Annotated in this window: 19 protein-coding genes; 6 read left to right on the plus strand and 13 right to left on the minus strand. The window is 70.5% G+C overall.

Annotated features, from left to right (window positions below):
• Nucleotides 1–4: 4 nt before the first annotated feature.
• The 7 genes from APR04_RS24465 to APR04_RS24495 form a co-directional block, all read right to left on the minus strand.
• The gene (locus APR04_RS24465; RefSeq protein WP_253875527.1) at nt 5–1,480 is read right to left on the minus strand and encodes a copper resistance CopC/CopD family protein; all 1,476 of its coding nucleotides are present in this window, start codon (nt 1,478–1,480) and stop codon (nt 5–7) included.
• Between the two features lie 61 nt (nt 1,481–1,541).
• Nucleotides 1,542–2,114, minus strand: a complete 573-nt coding sequence (locus APR04_RS24470) for a DUF305 domain-containing protein (RefSeq protein WP_253875530.1) — start codon at nt 2,112–2,114, stop codon at nt 1,542–1,544.
• A gap of 100 nt (nt 2,115–2,214) precedes the next feature.
• Entirely contained in the window at nt 2,215–2,700 is a 486-nt protein-coding gene (locus APR04_RS24475; RefSeq protein WP_253875532.1) for a DUF6153 family protein, read from the minus strand.
• Between the two features lie 108 nt (nt 2,701–2,808).
• Nucleotides 2,809–3,210 (minus strand): four-helix bundle copper-binding protein, encoded by a 402-nt coding sequence (locus tag APR04_RS24480; protein ID WP_253875535.1) that lies wholly within the window; start codon nt 3,208–3,210, stop codon nt 2,809–2,811.
• 94 nt (nt 3,211–3,304) lie between these two features.
• Nucleotides 3,305–3,529: a hypothetical protein gene (locus APR04_RS24485; protein WP_253875537.1), complete on the minus strand. Its 225-nt coding sequence runs from the start codon at nt 3,527–3,529 to the stop codon at nt 3,305–3,307.
• Between the two features lie 30 nt (nt 3,530–3,559).
• Entirely contained in the window at nt 3,560–6,070 is a 2,511-nt protein-coding gene (locus tag APR04_RS24490; protein WP_253875539.1) for a choice-of-anchor M domain-containing protein, read from the minus strand.
• Nucleotides 6,071–6,224: 154 nt separating this feature from the next.
• Nucleotides 6,225–6,863 carry a hypothetical protein gene (locus APR04_RS24495; protein ID WP_253875541.1) on the minus strand — a complete coding sequence of 213 codons (639 nt, stop codon included), beginning with the start codon at nt 6,861–6,863 and terminating at the stop codon, nt 6,225–6,227.
• A gap of 175 nt (nt 6,864–7,038) precedes the next feature.
• Between APR04_RS24495 and APR04_RS24500 the strand changes: the two genes are divergently transcribed.
• From APR04_RS24500 to APR04_RS24520, 5 genes are all read left to right on the plus strand, one after another.
• Nucleotides 7,039–7,614, plus strand: a complete 576-nt coding sequence (locus APR04_RS24500) for a Fur family transcriptional regulator (protein WP_253875544.1) — start codon at nt 7,039–7,041, stop codon at nt 7,612–7,614.
• Nucleotides 7,615–7,707: 93 nt separating this feature from the next.
• Entirely contained in the window at nt 7,708–9,099 is a 1,392-nt protein-coding gene (gene aztD / locus APR04_RS24505) for a zinc metallochaperone AztD (RefSeq protein ID WP_253875546.1), read from the plus strand.
• A 105-nt stretch (nt 9,100–9,204) separates the two neighbouring features.
• Complete coding sequence (locus tag APR04_RS24510) at nt 9,205–10,125, plus strand: metal ABC transporter substrate-binding protein (protein WP_253875550.1); 921 nt, start codon at nt 9,205–9,207, stop codon at nt 10,123–10,125.
• A gap of 39 nt (nt 10,126–10,164) precedes the next feature.
• Entirely contained in the window at nt 10,165–11,661 is a 1,497-nt protein-coding gene (pepE, locus tag APR04_RS24515) for a dipeptidase PepE (protein ID WP_253875553.1), read from the plus strand.
• Entirely contained in the window at nt 11,648–12,430 is a 783-nt protein-coding gene (locus tag APR04_RS24520; RefSeq protein ID WP_253875556.1) for a class I SAM-dependent methyltransferase, read from the plus strand. The genes pepE and APR04_RS24520 overlap by 14 nt, the downstream gene beginning before the upstream one ends.
• A 70-nt stretch (nt 12,431–12,500) precedes the next feature.
• Here the strand turns inward: APR04_RS24520 and APR04_RS24525 are convergent, their stop codons facing one another.
• The 4 genes from APR04_RS24525 to APR04_RS24540 form a co-directional block, all read right to left on the minus strand.
• Nucleotides 12,501–12,971 carry a DinB family protein gene (locus APR04_RS24525; RefSeq protein WP_253875558.1) on the minus strand — a complete coding sequence of 157 codons (471 nt, stop codon included), beginning with the start codon at nt 12,969–12,971 and terminating at the stop codon, nt 12,501–12,503.
• Between the two features lie 344 nt (nt 12,972–13,315).
• Nucleotides 13,316–14,077: an ABC transporter permease gene (locus APR04_RS24530; RefSeq protein ID WP_253875560.1), complete on the minus strand. Its 762-nt coding sequence runs from the start codon at nt 14,075–14,077 to the stop codon at nt 13,316–13,318.
• Nucleotides 14,074–14,931, minus strand: a complete 858-nt coding sequence (locus APR04_RS24535) for an ABC transporter ATP-binding protein (protein WP_253875562.1) — start codon at nt 14,929–14,931, stop codon at nt 14,074–14,076. The genes APR04_RS24530 and APR04_RS24535 overlap by 4 nt, the downstream gene beginning before the upstream one ends.
• A gap of 90 nt (nt 14,932–15,021) precedes the next feature.
• A complete protein-coding gene (locus tag APR04_RS24540) occupies nt 15,022–15,681 on the minus strand; it encodes a DUF4097 family beta strand repeat-containing protein (RefSeq protein ID WP_253875565.1) in 660 nt (219 codons plus the stop codon).
• Nucleotides 15,682–15,914: 233 nt separating this feature from the next.
• Here APR04_RS24540 and APR04_RS24545 point away from each other — a divergent pair, with 233 nt between their 5' ends.
• The gene (locus tag APR04_RS24545; RefSeq protein WP_253875568.1) at nt 15,915–16,649 is read left to right on the plus strand and encodes a GbsR/MarR family transcriptional regulator; all 735 of its coding nucleotides are present in this window, start codon (nt 15,915–15,917) and stop codon (nt 16,647–16,649) included.
• A gap of 70 nt (nt 16,650–16,719) precedes the next feature.
• On the opposite strand, the gene APR04_RS24550 is transcribed toward APR04_RS24545, so the two are convergent.
• Nucleotides 16,720–17,574: a cytochrome c biogenesis CcdA family protein gene (locus tag APR04_RS24550; protein WP_253875571.1), complete on the minus strand. Its 855-nt coding sequence runs from the start codon at nt 17,572–17,574 to the stop codon at nt 16,720–16,722.
• 5 nt (nt 17,575–17,579) lie between these two features.
• Nucleotides 17,580–18,281: a DsbA family protein gene (locus APR04_RS24555; protein ID WP_253875574.1), complete on the minus strand. Its 702-nt coding sequence runs from the start codon at nt 18,279–18,281 to the stop codon at nt 17,580–17,582.
• Nucleotides 18,282–18,300 lie beyond the last annotated feature (19 nt).

Consider the following 18,300-nt stretch of genomic DNA (forward strand, 5'->3'; position numbering starts at 1 on the left):
AGGCTCAGTGCCCTACCGATGCGGCGACGAGCCAGGCCGTCAGTAGCACGATCACGACCATCAGCGTGGTCTCACGGCCGGCGCTGCGCCGCAGCATGCCGCCCGCCGTGTGGGAGCGTCCGGCATGGCGCACCACCGCGCGGCGTCGGGCCGTGAGCCTCGGGACGACCTGGAAGTGGTTGTACGCGCCGATCGCGCCGACCACCCCGACGACGCCGACCTTGACCAGCAGGAGCAGCCCCCAGCTGCTCTCCCACAGCTGTTCCGGGCGGTCGAGGATGCCGACCGCCAGCACCACCCCGGCCACGCCGACCACGGTGACGGAGAGGGCCGCGACGACGGAGAAGCGGGCCCCCATCAGTGCGGCGTCGAGATCACGCCCGTCGCGGCGCCGGGCTCGCAGCAGGAGCCCCATCGCGACGACGCCGCCCAACCAGGTGGCCGCTGCCGCGAGGTGCGCGACGTCGGCAGCCACGACGAGCCATCGCGGCTCGACGGTGTTGCTGTGGCCGCCGAGAACCTGTCCGGCGCCCACCAGGACGACGCCGAGGACCGCGAGCCACGAGCCGTGCAAGGTCCGCCGAGCGCCCGCTGCGAGCCCGACCGCGCCGGCGGCCTGGAGGCCGACGTCCCAGAGCGTGGTGCCGGTGAGCGAGCCGGCGATCGCCGAGGGCGAGACTGCCGCCGCGAGGTCGCCGTGGGCGACGAGCACCGATCCGGCCAGCACGCGGACGACGAGCCCACCCAGGATGACGACCCCCGCCCAGCGGGCGAGCCGCAGCACGACCGGCGCGTCCACCTCGTCGCGCCCGCGCAGCACGAAGGCCACGAACGCCAGACCACCGGCGGCGACCAGACCGCCCCAGAGCGCGGCCGCGCCGCCCAGCCGGGCAACCGCCCCTGCGACACTGGTCGCTGGGCCCTCCATCGCGGACGGGTCGTGGCCCATGTCGTGGTCCATGCCGCTCATGTCATGCTCCGTGCCGGAGTCCGACCCGGTGTCGCTGTCGGTCTTTCCGGGAGTCGTCGTCGCCCCGGCCGACGGTGTGCCGGTGCCTCCGCTGGGCTCGCCAGGGTTCGTACCGGTGACGGTGAAGCCGAAGGTGCCCTCCAGCGGATGGCCGTCCTGGGCCGCGACGGTCCAGGTCACGGTGTAGTCGCCGGCGGTCAGCGTGTCGGACGGCGTCGCCACCAGGACGAGGCCGTCCTCGGCCGCTGCGACGTCGGCCGCGACGGTGCCTCCCGGGCCGTCGACCACGATCCCGTCGCCGAGCAGGCTCACCGGCAGCGTGAACCGCAGCGTGACCTCGGCGACCGGGCTGTCCGACGTCGACCCGGCGGCGGGTGCCGACGACTCCAGCTTGGTGTGTGCGGTGGCGGACGGTGCGCACCACAGTGCGAGCACGAGCGCCGCACATATCGCGACGGCTGCTCGGCTCACCACGGCGCCGGACCGCACACCAGCAAGGGCTCGGCGCATGTGCAGACTCCTTCACAGCAGGGGTGGTGCGCCGGGCTCTCGCCGGCGCACCACCCGTCGGTCACATCGAGGCGAGGAGGGCTTCCATCGTCTCGATCTCGGTCTGCTGCGTGTCGACGATCGTCTGCGCCATCTCGATGGCGTCCGCGTCCTGGCCCGACTCGATCTCGGTCTCGGCCATCTCGACCGCGCCCTGGTGGTGCGCGATCATCTGGTCGAGGAACAGGCGGTTCGCCTCGGGGCCGGCGGCGTCGCTCAGCATCTGCATGTCCTCCTCCGACATCATGCCGTCCATCCCGGCATGGCCGGAGTGCTCCGAGCTGCGCTCGGCGCCCCAGGCCTCCAGCCACTGGCCGAGCACCTCGATCTCGGGTCCCTGCGCCGCCTTGACCTGGTTGGCGAGCTCGGTGATCTGGGGGTCGACGTCGGGCTTGGCCAGGACGACGTCAGCCATCTCGATCGCCTGCTCGTGGTGCGGGATCATCATCTGCGCGAACATGACGTCCGCGTCGTTGTGCTCCGCCTGCTCGCCGGCCACGGTAGCGGTGTCCTGCGCGGGCTCCTCGGAACCTGAGCAGCCCGCGAGGGCAAGGGCGCCGGCCAGGGCGATGGCAGACATAAGGGTGCGCTTCATGGGGTCTTCCTCTAGCTCGTCTCGGGGTAGCACTCACTGCCCGACCGCGCTGGGGCACGGCAGGCTGCTGGATCGGCGCGGGTGGGCGCCGAGCCTGGTTCTACGTCCGGGAGATGCAGAGCTCGTGCAAGGAAGGGGCGCCGAGGGCGTCGGCGCCGGCGGGTGCCAGCAGCAGCGGCATCGACCATTCGATCGGGGCGCGCCACAGGAGTCGTCGTGCGGGCACGACGAGGGCCAGGAGCGCGACGAGGATCATGAGACACATCGCCGTGGCGAGGTCGTGTCCGCCGCACCCGTCGTGGCAGACGCCCGTTCCTGGCTGACCGGCGGTATCGCTGTACGACGGCGAGGCCGCCGATCTGTCGACGACGCCGCTGACCTGCGCCGGTGTGAGACCCAGCGGTGCGGCGTGCTGAGCGGCGGCGACCGACGGTTCGTGCGGCACGTGGTGCATGTGCAAGGTCGGTGACCCGCTCATCGAGTGCATCGTGACGACGCCGATGATCACCGTCAGGATCGCCAACGCGCCCATCGGGCGTTGCCGAGGACCGGCGACCGCCGAACGAAGGAGCGAGATCACGCGCACGGCACGGAGGCTATCCCACCGCCGGTGTGTAGGAAACCGGGCACAACGGTCGATGCTCTAGTTTCCACGCCGCCACCGCCGAGGCCGACCTCCCTGTCGGGACGCGGGTCAGCTGATGGTGCTCAGCAGCTCCCGGCAGGCGGTCTCGCAGGCGCGGCAGGCCTCGCCGCACACCCGGCAGTGCTCGTGCATGCTCGCGTGCTGCTCGCACTCGTCCCCGCACGCCTTGCACGCGGCGATGCATGCCTCCAGCAGCGCGCGACTGATGTTCGCGTCATAGCCGGTGTGCCGCGACAGCACCCGAGCAGTCGCGTCACAGACGTCGGCGCAGTCCATGTTCGTCCGGACGCACTTGCGCAGGTCGGCGACCATCTCCTCGCTCAGACACGCGTCCGCGCACGCCGTACACGCTTGGGAGCACTCGACGACTGACTCGATCGCGCTCGCCAGCAACGTACGGTCGAGGTTCATCGACTTCGGATAGGTCTCGAGCATCTCGCTGGTCTTCATGGCGTCTCTCCTGAGGGTGCTCTGAGGCGTCGCTGCCGTCGGGCCACGTCGCCGCTTTCGTCTTCACGGTAGGAACGCACCTCGCGACTCGCAATCAGCCGAGCCTCCTTCTCCCGTCGTCGCGGAAGACGCCCGGTCGCCTCGGGTCCGGCATGGCCTCTCTCGACGTCTCCGGCGCCGGCTCGTCGTCCTGGTGCGCCAACCGTGGATCGCTGAAGGTCCGTCGGTAGGTGCCGGGCGTCGTGCCAAGATGCGCCCGGAAACGGCGGCGCAGGTTGGTCGCCGAGACGAGTCCGACCCGGGTAGCGATGGCGAGCACGCAGGTCAGGACACCAATCCCATACAGGCCTTAGTTCTCAGCGGGAGCGCCGTTCACCGCGGCGACCCAGCGGCGACGGGCGACCAGCAGGCCGGACCCCACCAGCAGCAGGAAGACCGCGGCAACGACGGCCGCCAGCGGGTCCGCACCGGTGGCCGCGAGTACGCCTCCCGGACCAGCATCGGGCGTCCCGCTGTCTGGCTCCGGCGGGTCCTGGGAGTCGCTGCCTCCTGGCTCTCCAGGCGTCGGGGAGCCGCTGGGGCTCGGGTCGGAAGGACCAGGATCAGAAGGGCTCGGATCAGAAGGGCTCGGGTCGGAAGGGTCCGGGTCGGAAGGGTCCGGGTCAGAAGGGCTCGGGTCGGAAGGACCAGGATCAGAAGGGCTCGGATCAGAAGGGCTCGGGTCGGAAGGGTCCGGGTCGGAAGGGTCCGGGTCGGAAGGGTCCGGGTCCGGCGGGGTCTCGTCGACGCAGGTCTCCGTGAGGGTGCCAGCGTCGTGCTCGAAGCCGTCGCCGTCGCCGTCGGCCACGATGGTGAGGGTGCGCGTGGTCGAGACGGTTCCGTGCTCCTGGGTTGGCACCGACCACGTCGTCTCGACGCAGTACTTCCCGGGCCGCGTGACCGCCCATGACGTGTTCGATGTGTCGGTCTGCGGCCACACGCTCGCCGTGGTGACCCCCGCCGCGGTGTCGAACACGGTCCGCCGGGGCTTTTCCTGCTCCACCCAGAGGTCACCCGGGCCGTCGACCCGGTCGATCGTCCAGGTGACGTCGCCCGTCACCTCGTCCTGAGGGACGCCCAGGGTGTTCCACCGCAGGTAGGGCACCTCGTCGCGCGATCGGTAGGAGAACTTGCCACCGTCGTGCCCGAACCAGTAGGCGCCGTCGTCGGCGAGAGAGCCGCGGAAGATCGCGTCCTCCAGCTCCAGTCGCTCCGGGAGGGCGTCACGGTAGCTGCTGGACCGCAGCAGGTCCGCGCGGAGGGCGGAGCCGTCGAGGTCGAGAGAGACGTCCCAGAACGAGCCTTCCACCAGGACCGGTCCGTCGACGGGCTCGGCGGGCAGGGTGCTCGGTCGCCCGTCGACCGCCGGGTAGTCCGCCGTCGTGCCGCACGGCTGCACGGTGGCCGGGTCGACGGTCTCGCCGACCACGTGGGTGAGCTGTTCGGCGGCGGTGTGCAGCGTGCCGTCCGCCAGCTCTGCGCCGACGGTGATCGCGATGCAGTAGACGCCCGGCTGGTCGAAGAACCAGCTGTAGTGGACGTGGGTGCCTACCGGGAGAAGGTATCCGGCAGGGAGGCCGTTCTTCGTGTTCGCGAGCAGCCCGGCGCCGTTCTTCTCCGAGCCGTAGTTGTGGGCCCGGCCCGTATCGAGGGCGAGGTGGCCCGGGGCCTGCGTCCCGCCGGGTCCGGTGACCGCGTCGATGCGCACGCTGACGCTGGCGTCGTCCGCCGTGGAGGCCCGCAGGGTCGGTGACTGGGTGCTCATTCCCACCCAGGGCAGACCTGGCACCTGGGAGTAGGGGCTGTTCCAGATCGTCTGCCCGGGCTCTCCGACGAAGGTCCAGTCGTTCGCAGGGGTGAACGTCGCGGGGAGGGTGAGGCGTGCGGTGTCGTCCGAGTGCAGCACGAAGCGATCCCAGTCGAGCCAGCCGAGCGTGTCGTGATGGGCGCGCAGGGCGAGCGACTGGGCTCCTGACTCGTCGGTGTCGACCTCGGGTGCGATCGCGTCGATGTGACCGTCGCTGATCACGCGCACCTCCGGGTCTGGCTCGGGGTCGGGGCTCGGCTCCGGATCGGGTTCGGGGTCCGGCCCGGGCGCCTCGCCCGGCACCTCTCCGGTCGCCGTGCCGCACGGCGCATCGACGGCGACGGTGTCGCCGACGGCGATCCGGATGGTCCCGACGGCGCCCGCGGGGGTGCCGTCGGCGAGCGTCGCGGTGAAGCCCAGGTCGAAGCAGTACATGCCGGAGGCGCCGAACGACGCCCCGGTGTTGAAGATCTCTCGTGCCGGGAGGGCATAGGTCGCGTCGAGCCCCTGCGGTGAACCGTCCCGCTGCTCCCCCGTACCCCAGCGGAACAGCTCGGTCGGCGCGTCTGGGCCCGTCGCTCCGTCCTGCCGGCTCTCCGGGAGGCCGTACAGGGCGAACGAGCCGGGCGCGACGACGTTCGGCATCGAGAAGTGGAGGTTCGGGTCCTCGGTGGCGAGGGTGGTCGGCCGCACGGACCGGGTGCTGAGCCGGAGCGCGGCGACGTCCTGGGTCTGGTCGTAGTCCAGGAGCGAGACGGTGCTCCAGCGCATCTCGCCGGTCGGCCCGAGCCACGAGAACGACGAGTCCGCAGGGACCTCCTGGGCCAACCGCGACGGCACCCGCAGCTGCAGGTCGGGAGCCGTACCGTTCGGCGACGCGCTCCCACGCAGCGCCCCGGTGCCGCCCGTGAGGCTCGCCGCGACGTTGACGAGCTTCGACTCCGCCGTCGTGTCCGCGGCGACCGGGACAGCAGGCACGACCGTGACGGCGACCGCCGCGATCGTGATGAGCATCGCCGGGTGTCTCGAGCGCCGGGTACCGCGGGCCCGCCACCGAGCTGTCGTCCTGTTCCGCACTGGTCCTTCTCTTTTCGTCCGCTGGTGGTCCGACCGATCACACGCCGGGGGCGGCCGCCGGCCGCCGACCGGCGACCGCCCCCGGCACGGATCAGCCGTTGATCACGAACTCGATGTCGCGGTCGGCGCCGTTCGTGCCCGGCGAGGCCTCAAGGACGTCGAAGTTCAGGACGAAGGAGTGGCTGCCGCCGCACGATCCCGCGTCGAACGCCCATGCGCCGTGCTGGTGCGTGCCGGAGCCGACCGTCAGGACCTGCCCGTCGGCGGTGTCGAGCCCCCCGGCCGAGGAGGTGTACGCGACGTCCCCCGGGCCACTCACGAGGCCGAGGGTGATCTCATAGTCGCTGGCGCTGTCGTTGTCGAAGCCGATGAAGGGCACGTCGCCCTCGATGTTGAAGTTGTTCGGCACTGTGTAGACGCCGTTCGAACAGGTCACGTCGGTTCCGGCGACGTCGAACACCAGCCGGTAGTCGTAGGTGGAGGAGCCCCAGGACGAGAAGCTGCCGCCGAACTGGTCGTAGATCGAGCCGACCTCGTGGGTGCTGCTGACCGCCACGACGTCGGCGTGGCCGGACGTCACGTCGGACGCTGCCTGTGCGGGCAGCGCCGCCCCGAGGCTGAGCAGCGCGGCACCACCCAGGGCGACCCCCGCCCTGGCGGCGTTCCGCGGCATGCCGGTGGTGCGGGCGCCGGTAGCGCCGTTGCGGTCGTGGATGAGGTTCGTGGACATCATTTCTCCTTCGTGCCGGTTCGATGGAGGTGGACTCAGCCGGAGACAACTTCCCGCACGGCGAGCGAGACGGACAGCCCGGACATGCAGGAGCAACAGAACATTCCCCTTATTGAGAATGATTCTCGCACCGATCTAAGCGGCCGCCCGGACCGGTGTCAACGGTCTGGCGAGAATGGTTCTCATCGAAGCCGTGGCGGGACCGACACCGGGCCCGTGGATTGAGGGCGGTCCGCGAAACTGGTTGTCTGCGTCGGATGAGAATGGTTATCACTCGCGACTGGCCCGTCCACCACTGCGCGCCGGACGCCGGGGCGCGATGACCGGGCCGGCACGGCGACCGTCACCACGTTCGCTGGTTCGTCGCGAGCTGGCGACCAGCGATCGGTTTCGCACCGCGAACGACATCTACCTCACGCTCGCGGAGCAGCGACACCGAGCGAGCCTTTCGACGGTCTACCGCACCCTGACCGCGCTCGCGGACTCCGAGCTCGCCGAGACGGTCTACCTGCCCGCGGCGGGAACCGCCTACCGCTTGCGGCCTCGTGAGGCGGCCGGGCCATATCTCGTGTGCGTGCGGTGCGGCACGGCGGCGCCGGTCCCTACGGCCCATCTCGCGCCGTGGTTCCGCTCCACGGCAGCGCGGCAAGGCTTCACCGAGGTCGAGGCCCGCATCGAGATCTGGGGCCGGTGCAAGGCCTGCCGGCAAGGGCTGCCGACAGGGCTTAACGATAATGATTCTCAGTTCTGATATGGTCTGCGCCGCGGCCAAGGCCGCCCCATGCACCGTTCTCGAAAGGAGCAAGCTCCGCCCTCGCGACACCCTCGCGGAGCTCAGAACCACATGACACTCACCGCACGAACCCGCTCACGGTCGAGGAGCCTGGTCGCTCTCGGCCTCGTTCTGCCCCTCACGGCACTGGCGGCCTGCTCCTCGGGCGAGGCCGGGGCCGGCACCGACAGCACGGCCTCGCAGACCACCACCGAAGCGCCGGAAAACCCGGCGACGGAGGAGGCGACCTACACACCACGCATCGCCATCACCTACGACGGTGGGATCCAGGTGCTCGACGCCGGGACCCTGGAGAGCGTCGGCGAGTTCGAGCTCGACGGCTTCAACCGCCTGGGCGGCGTCGGTGACGGACGGCACCTCCTGGTCTCCACGTCGGGTGGGTTCCAGGTCCTGGACGCCGCGGCGTGGGCCGAGCCGCACGGTGACCACTCGCACTACTACACGGCCGACCCGCGGCTGACCGACGTCAGGTTCGACGCCGAGACGCCCGGTCACGCTGTCCCCCATGAGGGCCGGGTCGCGCTGTTCGACGACGGCACGGGCGAGGTGACGGTCTTCGACGCGGGCGACGTCGCCGACCCGGAGCGCGAGACGCGGCAGCTCAGCACTCCTGAGGCCCACCACGGTGTCGCGGTCGAGCTGCACGACGGCTCGCTCGTCCTCTCCGAGGGCACCGAAGAGGCTCGCACGGGCATCCGTGTGCTCGACAAGGACGACAAGGAGATCGCGTCGTCCGACGAGTGCCCGGGGGTGCACGGCGAGGCGGTCGCCGCCGACGAGGCCGTCCTGATCGGCTGCGAGGACGGGGTGCTGGTCTACAAGGACGGCAAGATCACCAAGGTCGACAGCCCCGACGACTACGGCCGCATCGGCAACCAGGCGGGCAGCGAGGAGTCCAGCGTGGTGCTGGGCGACTACAAGTCCGACCCGGACGCCGAGCTGGAGCGGCCCACTCGCGTCTCGCTCACGGACACCAAGACCGGCGAGATGACGCTCGTCGACCTGCCCTCGAGCTACACCTTCCGGTCGCTCGCGCGCGGCGACGACGGCGAGGCGCTCGTCCTGGGCACCGACGGCCAGATCCACGTCATCGACCCCGACAGCAAGAAGCTGGTCAAGTCGGTCCCCGTCATCGACGAGTGGGAGGAGCCGGACGAGTGGCAGACGCCGCGCCCCGCGATCTTCATGCTCGACGGCTCCGCGTACGTCACCGACCCCGCGGCCCGTTCGATCCACGCCGTGGACATCGAGACGGGCGAGGTCTGGCTGAGCACCGAGCTCGAGGTCGAGCCCAACGAGATCAACGGCATCTCCGGGAACGTCGAGGAGGGGTCGACCGAGTTCGGCGAGGGCGAGGACCACGGCCACGCGGAGGACGGCCACGCGGAGGACGAGCACGCGAAGGAGGAGGGTGACCACTCGGAGACGAGTGACCAGGGCTGACCTTGGCGCCCCCCGCAGCTCGTGGTGGCCGCGACGCCGCCGGTGTCGCGGCCACGCCCTGTCCCGTGCACGACCCTGCCTCTCACCACGACGCCGAGGAGCCTCATGCCCCCCGCACGCCCCCGTGCCCGACCTCTCTCTGCCGCAGCCGCTGCACTGCTGGTCCTCACCGCCACCACCGCGTGCTCACCCGTCGTCCAGGACGACACGGTCGACGTCCTCACGTCGTTCTACCCGCTGCAGTACGTCGCCGAGGAGGTCGGCGGCGAGCACGTGAACGTCACCAACCTCACGCCTGCCGCGGCCGACCCGCACAGCGTCGAGCTCTCACCGGCCCGGGTGCGCGAGATGGGCCAGGCCGATCTTGTCGTGTACCTCTCCGGGATGCAGGCCGCGACGGACGAGGCCCTGGAGGCCAACCCGCCCGACCGCCTGCTCGACACCGCCGAGGCGGCCGGGCTGGAGGCCGGTCCCAACGGCGCCGCCGCAGCGCCGTCGGGCTCCGCCGCGCTCGACCCGCACTTCTGGCAGGACCCCGCCCGGCTCTCCGACGTCGCCCAGGGCGTCGCCGCCGAGCTCTCCGACGCTGATCCTGATCACGCGGCCGACTACACCGCCAACGCCGAGGCACTGGTCGCCGAGCTCGACACCCTGGACCAGGACTACCGCGATGGGCTCGCGCAGTGCGCTGGAGCGACTCTCGTCGTCTCGCACGAGGCCTTCGGCTACCTGGCCGAGCGGTACGACCTCGTCCAGGTCGGCATCTCGGGCATCGACCCCGAGGCAGAACCCTCGCCCGCCCGGCTACGCGCCGTGCGCTCCGTGGTCCAGGCCGACGACGTGCGGACCGTCTTCTTCGAGGTCATCACCAGCCCGAAGGTCGCCAAGGCGCTCGCCGAGGACCTCGGCATCGACTCCGCCAAGCTGGACCCCATCGAGGGTCGGTCCGACCCGGACGCCGACTACATGGACGTCATGCGGGAAAACCTGGCAGCCCTGGAGGGCGGGCTCGTGTGCGAAGGCTGACCTGACCACGCCGGCTCCACTGCACGGAAGGTAGGCACGATGCGACTGCTGCTCCTGTCCAACTCCACCAACCACGCCGGCGGCTACCTCGAGCACGCCCTGGACACGGTGGTCGGCTTCCTCGACGGCGCGACCGTCACGTTCGTCCCGTACGCGCTCGCCGACCACGACGGCTACACCGCGAAGGTCACCGAGGTGCTCGCGTCCCGAGGTATCCGCGTGAGCGGGCTGCACGCCGCCGGCGACCCCTGGGCCGCTGTCGAACAGGCCGAGGCGGTGTTCGTGGGTGGCGGGAACACCTTCCGCCTGCTGGACACGCTGCAGCGCCTCGACCTGCTCGCCCCGCTCGCGGCGCGCGTCCGCGACGGGCTGCCGTACCTGGGCGCGAGCGCCGGCACGGCCATCGCGAGCCCGACCATCCGCACCACGAACGACATGCCGATCACCCAGCCGACGTCGTTCGAGGCGCTCGGCCTGGTCCCGGTCCAGCTCAACGCGCACTACGTCGACGCGGACCCCGCCAGTACGCACGGCGGTGAGACCCGCGAGGAGCGTCTGAAGGAGTTCCTCGAGGTCAACGACGTGCCGGTACTCGGCCTGCGCGAGGGGACCTGGCTGACCGTCGCGGACGGCACCGCCCGCATCGGCGGAACCGCCGTGGGCGACGCCGCGCCTGGTCCGGCCGTCGTGCTCACCCGTTGGGACGCACCGCTGGAGGTGAGCGGCGACGTCAGCGAGCTGCTGTCGGCCACGGCGAGGTTCGATGCTCCGACGGCGCCGTCGCCGCGTGCGGGGTCGCACGCCGCGGTACGTCGCCCGGGAGACCAGGTGCGTGTCGACCCGGCGCTCTCAGGTGCCGAGTTCTGGGAGCCGCTCTACCGGTCGGCCCCGTCACCGACGGACGTAGCGCCCAACGTCCGGCTCACCGAGGTGGTCAGCGGTCTCGCGCCGGCACCGGGTCGTGCCTGCGACCTGGGCTGCGGGCACGGTGGCGATGCGCTGTGGCTGGCCGCTCTCGGCTGGCGGGTCACCGCGGTCGATGTCTCGGCGACTGCCGTGGACCGTGTCAAGGCCGCAGCCGTCGACCAGGGCCTGGCGGACCGTGTCCGGACCGAGCAGCACGACCTGTCGCGCAGTGTGCCGACCGGCCCGTTCGACCTGGTCTACGCGTGCTACCTGCACAGCCCGGTGACGTTCGACCGGACCGATCTGCTCCGCCGGGCCGCTCAGCAGGTGGCGCCCGGTGGGTACCTGGTGCTGATCGACCACGCGTCTCTTGCACCGTGGTCCTGGCGCTCCAGCGACGACGAACCTGTGTTCCCCAGCCCGGAAGAGACCGTCGACGCGCTGGCGCTCGATGACGGTTGGCGCCTGGAACGTTGCGAGCGCAGCGAACGGGAAGCGAGAGGACCGGACGGCACGACCGCCGTCGTCGCGGACGACCTGATCGCGCTCCGTCGCACACCGCATCCGATACCCGCAGGCCCTCGGCCTGCCACGGTCAACCCATCAGGAGGAACACATGGATCCCGCTGAGTTCTGGGCGACGGGCGACTACGCCGTCGTCGGCGACCTCTGGGCGCAGCCCGGCCGCGACCTCGCCGCGTCCCTGTCGGTCGAGGGACGGGACGTGGTCGACCTGGCCACAGGAACCGGCGTGACGGCGATCGCCGCCGCCGCGCACGGGGCACGGTCCGTGGTCGGCGTGGACGTCACCCCCGAGCTGCTCCGGGAGGCCACGCGGCGTGCCGACGAGGCAGGCGTGCACATCACCTGGCTGACCGCCGACTTCCTGTCCGTGCCGCTGCCGAACGGGTGCGCGGACCTGGTGACCTCGACCTTCGGCATCGTCTTCGCCGCCGACCCCGACACCGCCCTGGCGGAGGCACGGCGCCTGACCCGGCCCGGCGGCCAGATCGTCTTCACGAGCTGGTCCGCTGCCGGCCTCTTCGGGAAGATCCGGCAGGCGCTGGCGTCCTTCTTCCCCGAGGCACCCGCGCCGTGGCACGAGACCGCGGACGACATCCGCGCCGTGGCGGGCAGGGACGCACAGGTCACCGAGGAATCGTTCGTCATGACCGTGGAGTCACCCGAGCAGTTCGTCAGCCAGCTCGAACAGCACAGCGCGCCCGTCGTGCTGGGCGCAGCGAGCCTCGGACCCGTGTGGCCGCAGGCGCGCGAACGGCTCCTGGACACCGTGCGTGCGGTAGGCGACCACACCGGCGACGGCTTCCAGCTACCGGTCGGCTACCTGCGCACCACGCTCACCACGACCACCGACGAGCCGCACCCGACGACCGGGTGACCGTGCGGGCCGGGCTGCTGCCCGCGGAGCCCGACGCCCGCGCGGCAGTGACCGGCACCCTGTGGCTGGTTCATCCCACCCAGGCTGTCCAGCTCGGCCCGGCGTCGCGCTCCAGCGCGCGCAGATAGACACTGAGCTTGCCGTAGAAGATGTAGACGGCCTCACGGTAGATCTCGTGCTGGACGAAGGGTGAGGCGATGAAACCGCCGCCTCGGTCGATCCGATCGACCTGCAGCTCGTCGACCGTGAACGCATCCAGGGCGGCCTTCATCGCGGCATCCTGCTCGTCGAACCACGCACGGAGGCCGGCGACCGTCACGGGTGATGGCGGCGGTAGCTGCCGGTGCGCCCAGTCGAGCTCGAGCGTCCGGAACGAGTGGGTGTACACGCCCTGGAGGTCTCCCAGGTCGATGAGCAGCTGGCCGAGCGTGGGATTCGCACCCGGCAGCTCGTAGGAGAGGTCGTCGTCGGAGACCACAGTGAGCAGATGGTCTCGCATGCTGTGGTGCCCGCGGATCTCCTCCTCGAACAGGCCGTTCATCATTTGCCTCCCTTTTACGACCGATAGTAGTTTCACCGTCGCAGCCCCACACCGACGACCACGCCGGCGGACACGCCGGAGAGGACGCCGAACACTGCTCGCCCCCCGCGTGACGCGTCCCAGCGGTTCGGCGTTCACTGTCAGTAGCGGTGTTGAGGAGCACCTGCTGCGATCACCCGTGACCCGCGAGATGCTGCGGCGGGCGGAGCCCGGCCGCACCGAACGTCCCCACGTGCATGCCGGACAGATATCGCCGTGTCGTCATTCGGTCGGGCCGCCAGAGCGTACGGACGAAAAGCCCCTCCGTCTCGCTGGAGACGGAGGGGCTTCGTGCGGCGCAGATCTTAGCTGATCTTGCGTCGGTAGGTGGCCATGGCGAAGCCGTAGGCGAGGGCGAGGATGCCGATGCACCAGGCGAGGGCGATCCAGATGTCGGTGCCGACGGGCTGTTGGGCCAGGAGGCTGCGGATGGCGTCGACGATGGGGGTGACGGGTTGGTTCTCGGCGAACCAGCGTACGGGGCCGGGCATGGTCTCGGTGGGCACGAACGCCGAGCTGACGAACGGCAGGAAGATGAGGGGGTAGGAGAATGCGCTGGCGCCGTCGACGGTCTTGGCGGACAGGCCGGCGATGACGGCGAGCCAGGTCAGGGCGAGGGTGAACATGGTCAGGATGCCTGCGACGGCGAGCCAGGCCAGTACCCCGGCTCCTGAGCGGAAGCCCATGAGCAGGGCGACCAGGACGACGAGGGTCACGGAGACGAGGTTGGCGACCAGGGAGGTCAGGACGTGTCCCCAGAGCACTGCTGAGCGGGCGATGGGCATGGACTGGAATCGTTCGAAGATGCCGCCCTGCATGTCGAGGAAGAGTCGGTAGGCGGTGTAGGCGATGCCGGAGGCGATGGTGATGAGCAGGATGCCGGGCAGGAGGTAGTTCACGTAGCTGCCGGTGCCGGTGTTGATGGCGCCGCCGAGTACGTAGACGAACATCAGCATGAGGGCGATCGGTGTGACGGCGGTGGTGATGATGGTGTCGGGGCTGCGGAGGATGTGGCTCAGGGAGCGTCCGGTCAGGACGGCGGTGTCACCGAAGAAGTGCTTGCTCATGACTGCTCCTTGCTCGACTCGGTCGTGACCGGCGAGCTCTTGCCCGACCCGTCGTTGGTGTCCTTGCCGCCCTTGCCGTTGGTGCCCACGAGCGTGAGGAAGATGTCCTCGAGAGACGGCTGCTTCTCGACGTACTCGACCTTGGCCGGGGGCAGCAGGGCCTTGAGCTCGGCCAGGGTGCCGTTGACGATGATGCGGCCCTGGTGGAGGATCGCGATCCGGTCGGCGAGCTGTTCGGCCTCGTCGAGGTACTGGGTGGTGAGCAGGACGGTGGTGCCCTGCTTGGCGAGCTCCGCGACGACCTGCCAGACCTCGATGCGGGCCTCGGGGTCGAGCCCGGTGGTGGGCTCGTCCAGGAAGATGATCGGCGGGTTGCCGATCAGGCTCATCGCGATGTCCAGCCGGCGGCGCATGCCGCCGGAGTAGGTGCCCGCCTTCCGGGGTCCCGCGTCGACCAGGTCGAAGCGGGCCAGGAGGTCGTCGGCGACCGTGCCGGGGTCCTTCAGGTGGCGCAGCTTGGCGACCAGGATCAGGTTCTCCCGCCCGGTCAGGACCTCGTCGACCGCCGCGAACTGCCCGGTCAGGCTGATCGACTCCCGGACGCGCTGCGCGTCGGCGGTGACGTCGAACCCGTTGACGGTCGCCGTGCCGGCGTCCGGCCGCAGCAGCGTCGACAAGATCCGCACCATCGTCGTCTTGCCTGCGCCGTTGGAGCCCAGCAGCGCGAAGATGCTGCCCCGCGCCACCTCGAGGTCCACGCCCTTCAGGACGTGCAGCTCCTTGTACGACTTCTCCATGCCCTGCACGCGGATCGCAGGTTCACGCCCTGCTCCGGTCGCTGCCTCGGCACTCATCTGATTCCCTCTCGTCACGTTCTCGAAGATCCGGATCACCCCGCCGCCGGGCCCGGTCGCCGTGGCGGCCGGGCCGGGCTCGGGCTGTTGTCAGAGGCTGCGGGCGGCGATGTCGCCCTGGGTGGTGGTCGCGTGGATCTCCAGGTCAGCGGCGCCGGTGTTCTTGAGCGCGTTCTGGATCCGGCCCAAGGTGGTGCCGGCGTCCAGGGAGGCAGAGACACCGGCAGCGGCACCCACCGTCACGTTGCCGGCCTGGGTGGTCAGCACGACCTTGCCGCGGACGGCCTCGGTGATGGTGATGTCGCCCTGCATGGTGCTGATCTCCCCGGGACCGGTAAGGCGGCCGACCGAGACGTCACCGGCCTGAGCCGTGAGGCGGACGCTCGCCGCCTCGTCGATCTTGATCGCGCCGTAGGCCTCGTGGGTGACCTCGCCGAACCGGCCGACGCCGCGCAGCTCGGCGGTGGCCGTCTTTCCCTCGACGCCGGAGCCCGAGGGGAGCTGGACGGTCACCTCGATGGCCCCGGAGGCGCCGAGGATCTCGTGCTTCACCGGGGTCACGATCCGCAGGACGCCGTCGGTGTACTCGACCGTGGTCTGCTCGGCGGCCTTCACGTCCCGGCTCTTGGAGGCGTCCGCCGGCAGGACCTCGACCACGGTGTCGGCCCGGTCCGCGGCGATGAGCTGGACACGCGCTGCGGGGATGTTCAGGACGGTGGAGATCGGGTTCGGGGTGTCGAAGTTGTACATGGTGATCGGCTCCTGTGCTCGGTGGTGCTCATGTTTCTGATGTCGCAAACGCTACGTTGCATTTGCGGATCAGGCAACGCTAGCGTTGCGTTGGAGCAGCGTCAGTGCAGGTCAGATCGTATAAATCGTTGCTCTGGGTTGGAATTTAACGCAACACGATTGCTGCGGAGCGTTGCACTAGTTGAGAACGAACGCTATTCTGAAGGACCTCATGGAGCACTAAGGAGATCGCTATGCCGGGTGGCAGGCTCAGCAAGCAGGAACGCCAGCAGATCGCGCTGGGTCTGGCCGACGACCTCGCTTATGCGGAGATCGCGCGACGCCTTGACCGGCCCACCTCGACGGTCACGCGCGAGGTGCTGCGCAATGGTGGCCCCGTCGACTACCGTGCCGACCTGGCCCACCGGGCCGCCGACCGCCGCACCCACCGGCGCAAGCAGACGACACGCCGCGGGCAGGAGGCACTCCCGCAGGCCCACGGACGCGATGCCGAGGCCGTGCGCGAGTTCGAGGAGGCCTTCACCACCCTCTTCATGCAGTCGGGCCTGCCCCGCATCGGCGCCGGAGCGCTGACCTGCCTCCTGACCACCGACGCGGGCAGCGTCACCGCAGCCGAGCTGGCCCAGCGTCTGGACGTCAGCCCCGCATCCGTCTCCAAGGCAGTCGCGTTCCTGGAGAGCCAGGGCCTCGTCCGCCGCGAGCCCGGCGAGGGTCGCCGCGAGCGCTACTTCGCCGACAACGACGTCTGGTTCCAGTCGATAATCGGCACTGCGCAGTCCAACGCCCAGCTCGCCGAGTCCGCACGGCAAGGCGTCAGCGTCCTCGGCCGCGGCACCCCGGCCGGCGAACGGCTCGAGAACATCGCCCGTTTCATGGACTTCATCAGCGAGAGCCTCGTGCGCGCAGCGGAACAAGCTCGCGAGATCCTCCACACACGGACCGAGACGCCCTCGGACGAGCCGTCATAGCCCAGCCACCAGCTCCAGTTCGCTCCACCACAGACCGTGCCGTCGCAACCGCATGGGCCTGCAACCGGATCTACTGCTGGTCCCGCGCGACCGCCTGGGCCTGTGCGTTCCGTCGGCGGACGATCGACACGATGATGATGGCGGCGGCGACCGCGAGGATGGCGAGGATGTCCAGGACCGGGTTGGCGAGCAGGGCGGAGCGTTCCTGGAGCCAGGCCTGAGCATCGACGGGAAGCAGCTCTGGTGCGCCGACCAGTCCGTTGGTGGTCCAGAACAGCACGCCGACGCCGACGACCAGCAGCCCGGTGAGCATGGACGTCGTGTGCAGCTCGCGTCCGAGGACGGTGAGGACCCGGCCGCGCAGGGCGCTGCGGCCTCGTGGGCCGAGCCGTCCCCACAGTGCGGCGATCACCAGCAGCGGCGCGACCATCCCTGCCCCGTAGACGGCGAGCAGCCCGCCGGCGGCGACCACGTCGCCCCGCGCGGCGGCGACGGTCAGGACGGCGCCAAGGATCGGACCAGCACAGAACCCTGCGACGCCGCTGGCGGCGCCGAGCAGCAGGGTCTTCACCCAGCCGGTCGCGACGTGTGCACGGGTCTGGAGGCTGGGGACGCCCGGAAGCAGGCGCGCGGGGTCGAACCCGAACCCGAGGATCTGCGCGACACCCAGGACCACGAGAAGCACGGAGGCGGCCAGCACGATCACCTGACGGTGGGTCGCGAAGAGCGCTCCGACCGCACCTGCCCCGACGCCCAGAGGCACGAGCACGAGCAGCAGCCCGGCGTAGAAGACGGCGCCGTGGGCGACCAGGCGCGGGCCGGCACCGACGGTGGAGGCGAAGAAGGCCGGCATCAGCAGTGCCGCACAGGGGCTGAGCAGAGCGAGGATCCCGCCGACAAAGGCGCTGAGCAGTCCGATGTCCATCGCGGTCACTCCGCCGCGGCGAGCGCTTGCTCGAAGGCGTCGGCGAACACCTGCGAGGGTTGCGCGCCGACCAGCGGCTCCCCGCCCATGAGAAAGACCGGTGTGGAGAAGGCGCCCAGGTCGAGGCCGAGCTGCGCGTTCCTGTCGATCTGCGTGGCAGCGGCCGAGGACTCCATGTCGGTGCCGAACTGCTCGGTGTCCAGGCCGAGCTCTTCCGCCAGGGCAGTCAGTGCCTCGTCGCTCAGCTCGGCCTCGGCGCGCTTCTCCCCGCCCGCGAAGAGCGCGTCGTGGTACTCCCAGAACTGCCCCTGCAGCGCGGCCGCGTACGAGGCCCGGGCTGCGCGTTCGGAGGCCGGCCCGAAGACGTTCACGTCGCGCCACTCGATCCGCAGGTCGCCGGTCTCGACGTGCTCCATCATCAGCGGCAGCGTCTCGTGGCTCCAGCGCGCGCAGAACGGGCACTGGTAGTCGGAGAAGACGACGAGCGTCACCGGTGCGTCGACCGGTCCCGCCGCGAGGGGGTCGTCAGGGTCACGACGTTCCGCGGAGGTGAGGTCCGGCTGGGCCGACTGCTCGGGTTCTTCGATCACCGCAGGAACGTCCCCGGTCGGCGCCGGCTCCCCTGCCGCATCGGGACCGGTCTGCGTCAGCGCGACGACCAGCCCGACGAGCAGGGCCGCTACTCCGGTCACGACGACTGGCGTCATCCAGCCTCGCGTCGACCGG

The organism is Promicromonospora umidemergens (genome assembly GCF_024171995.1).
Lineage (GTDB): Bacteria > Actinomycetota > Actinomycetes > Actinomycetales > Cellulomonadaceae > Promicromonospora > Promicromonospora umidemergens.

Excerpts from the sequence above, each read along its gene's own strand:
- APR04_RS24465 (WP_253875527.1), bottom strand. The coding sequence starts at position 1,480 with ATGCGCCGAGCCCTTGCTGGTGTGCGGTCCGGCGCCGTGGTGAGCCGA.
- APR04_RS24470 (WP_253875530.1), bottom strand. The coding sequence starts at position 2,114 with ATGAAGCGCACCCTTATGTCTGCCATCGCCCTGGCCGGCGCCCTTGCC.
- APR04_RS24480 (WP_253875535.1), bottom strand. The coding sequence starts at position 3,210 with ATGAAGACCAGCGAGATGCTCGAGACCTATCCGAAGTCGATGAACCTC.
- APR04_RS24490 (WP_253875539.1), bottom strand. The coding sequence starts at position 6,070 with ATGCTCATCACGATCGCGGCGGTCGCCGTCACGGTCGTGCCTGCTGTC.
- APR04_RS24495 (WP_253875541.1), bottom strand. The coding sequence starts at position 6,863 with ATGTCCACGAACCTCATCCACGACCGCAACGGCGCTACCGGCGCCCGC.
- APR04_RS24500 (WP_253875544.1), top strand. The coding sequence starts at position 7,039 with ATGGTTCTCATCGAAGCCGTGGCGGGACCGACACCGGGCCCGTGGATT.
- aztD (WP_253875546.1), top strand. The coding sequence starts at position 7,708 with ATGACACTCACCGCACGAACCCGCTCACGGTCGAGGAGCCTGGTCGCT.
- APR04_RS24510 (WP_253875550.1), top strand. The coding sequence starts at position 9,205 with ATGCCCCCCGCACGCCCCCGTGCCCGACCTCTCTCTGCCGCAGCCGCT.
- pepE (WP_253875553.1), top strand. The coding sequence starts at position 10,165 with ATGCGACTGCTGCTCCTGTCCAACTCCACCAACCACGCCGGCGGCTAC.
- APR04_RS24520 (WP_253875556.1), top strand. The coding sequence starts at position 11,648 with ATGGATCCCGCTGAGTTCTGGGCGACGGGCGACTACGCCGTCGTCGGC.
- APR04_RS24525 (WP_253875558.1), bottom strand. The coding sequence starts at position 12,971 with ATGAACGGCCTGTTCGAGGAGGAGATCCGCGGGCACCACAGCATGCGA.
- APR04_RS24530 (WP_253875560.1), bottom strand. The coding sequence starts at position 14,077 with ATGAGCAAGCACTTCTTCGGTGACACCGCCGTCCTGACCGGACGCTCC.
- APR04_RS24535 (WP_253875562.1), bottom strand. The coding sequence starts at position 14,931 with ATGAGTGCCGAGGCAGCGACCGGAGCAGGGCGTGAACCTGCGATCCGC.
- APR04_RS24540 (WP_253875565.1), bottom strand. The coding sequence starts at position 15,681 with ATGTACAACTTCGACACCCCGAACCCGATCTCCACCGTCCTGAACATC.
- APR04_RS24545 (WP_253875568.1), top strand. The coding sequence starts at position 15,915 with ATGCCGGGTGGCAGGCTCAGCAAGCAGGAACGCCAGCAGATCGCGCTG.
- APR04_RS24550 (WP_253875571.1), bottom strand. The coding sequence starts at position 17,574 with ATGGACATCGGACTGCTCAGCGCCTTTGTCGGCGGGATCCTCGCTCTG.
- APR04_RS24555 (WP_253875574.1), bottom strand. The coding sequence starts at position 18,281 with ATGACGCCAGTCGTCGTGACCGGAGTAGCGGCCCTGCTCGTCGGGCTG.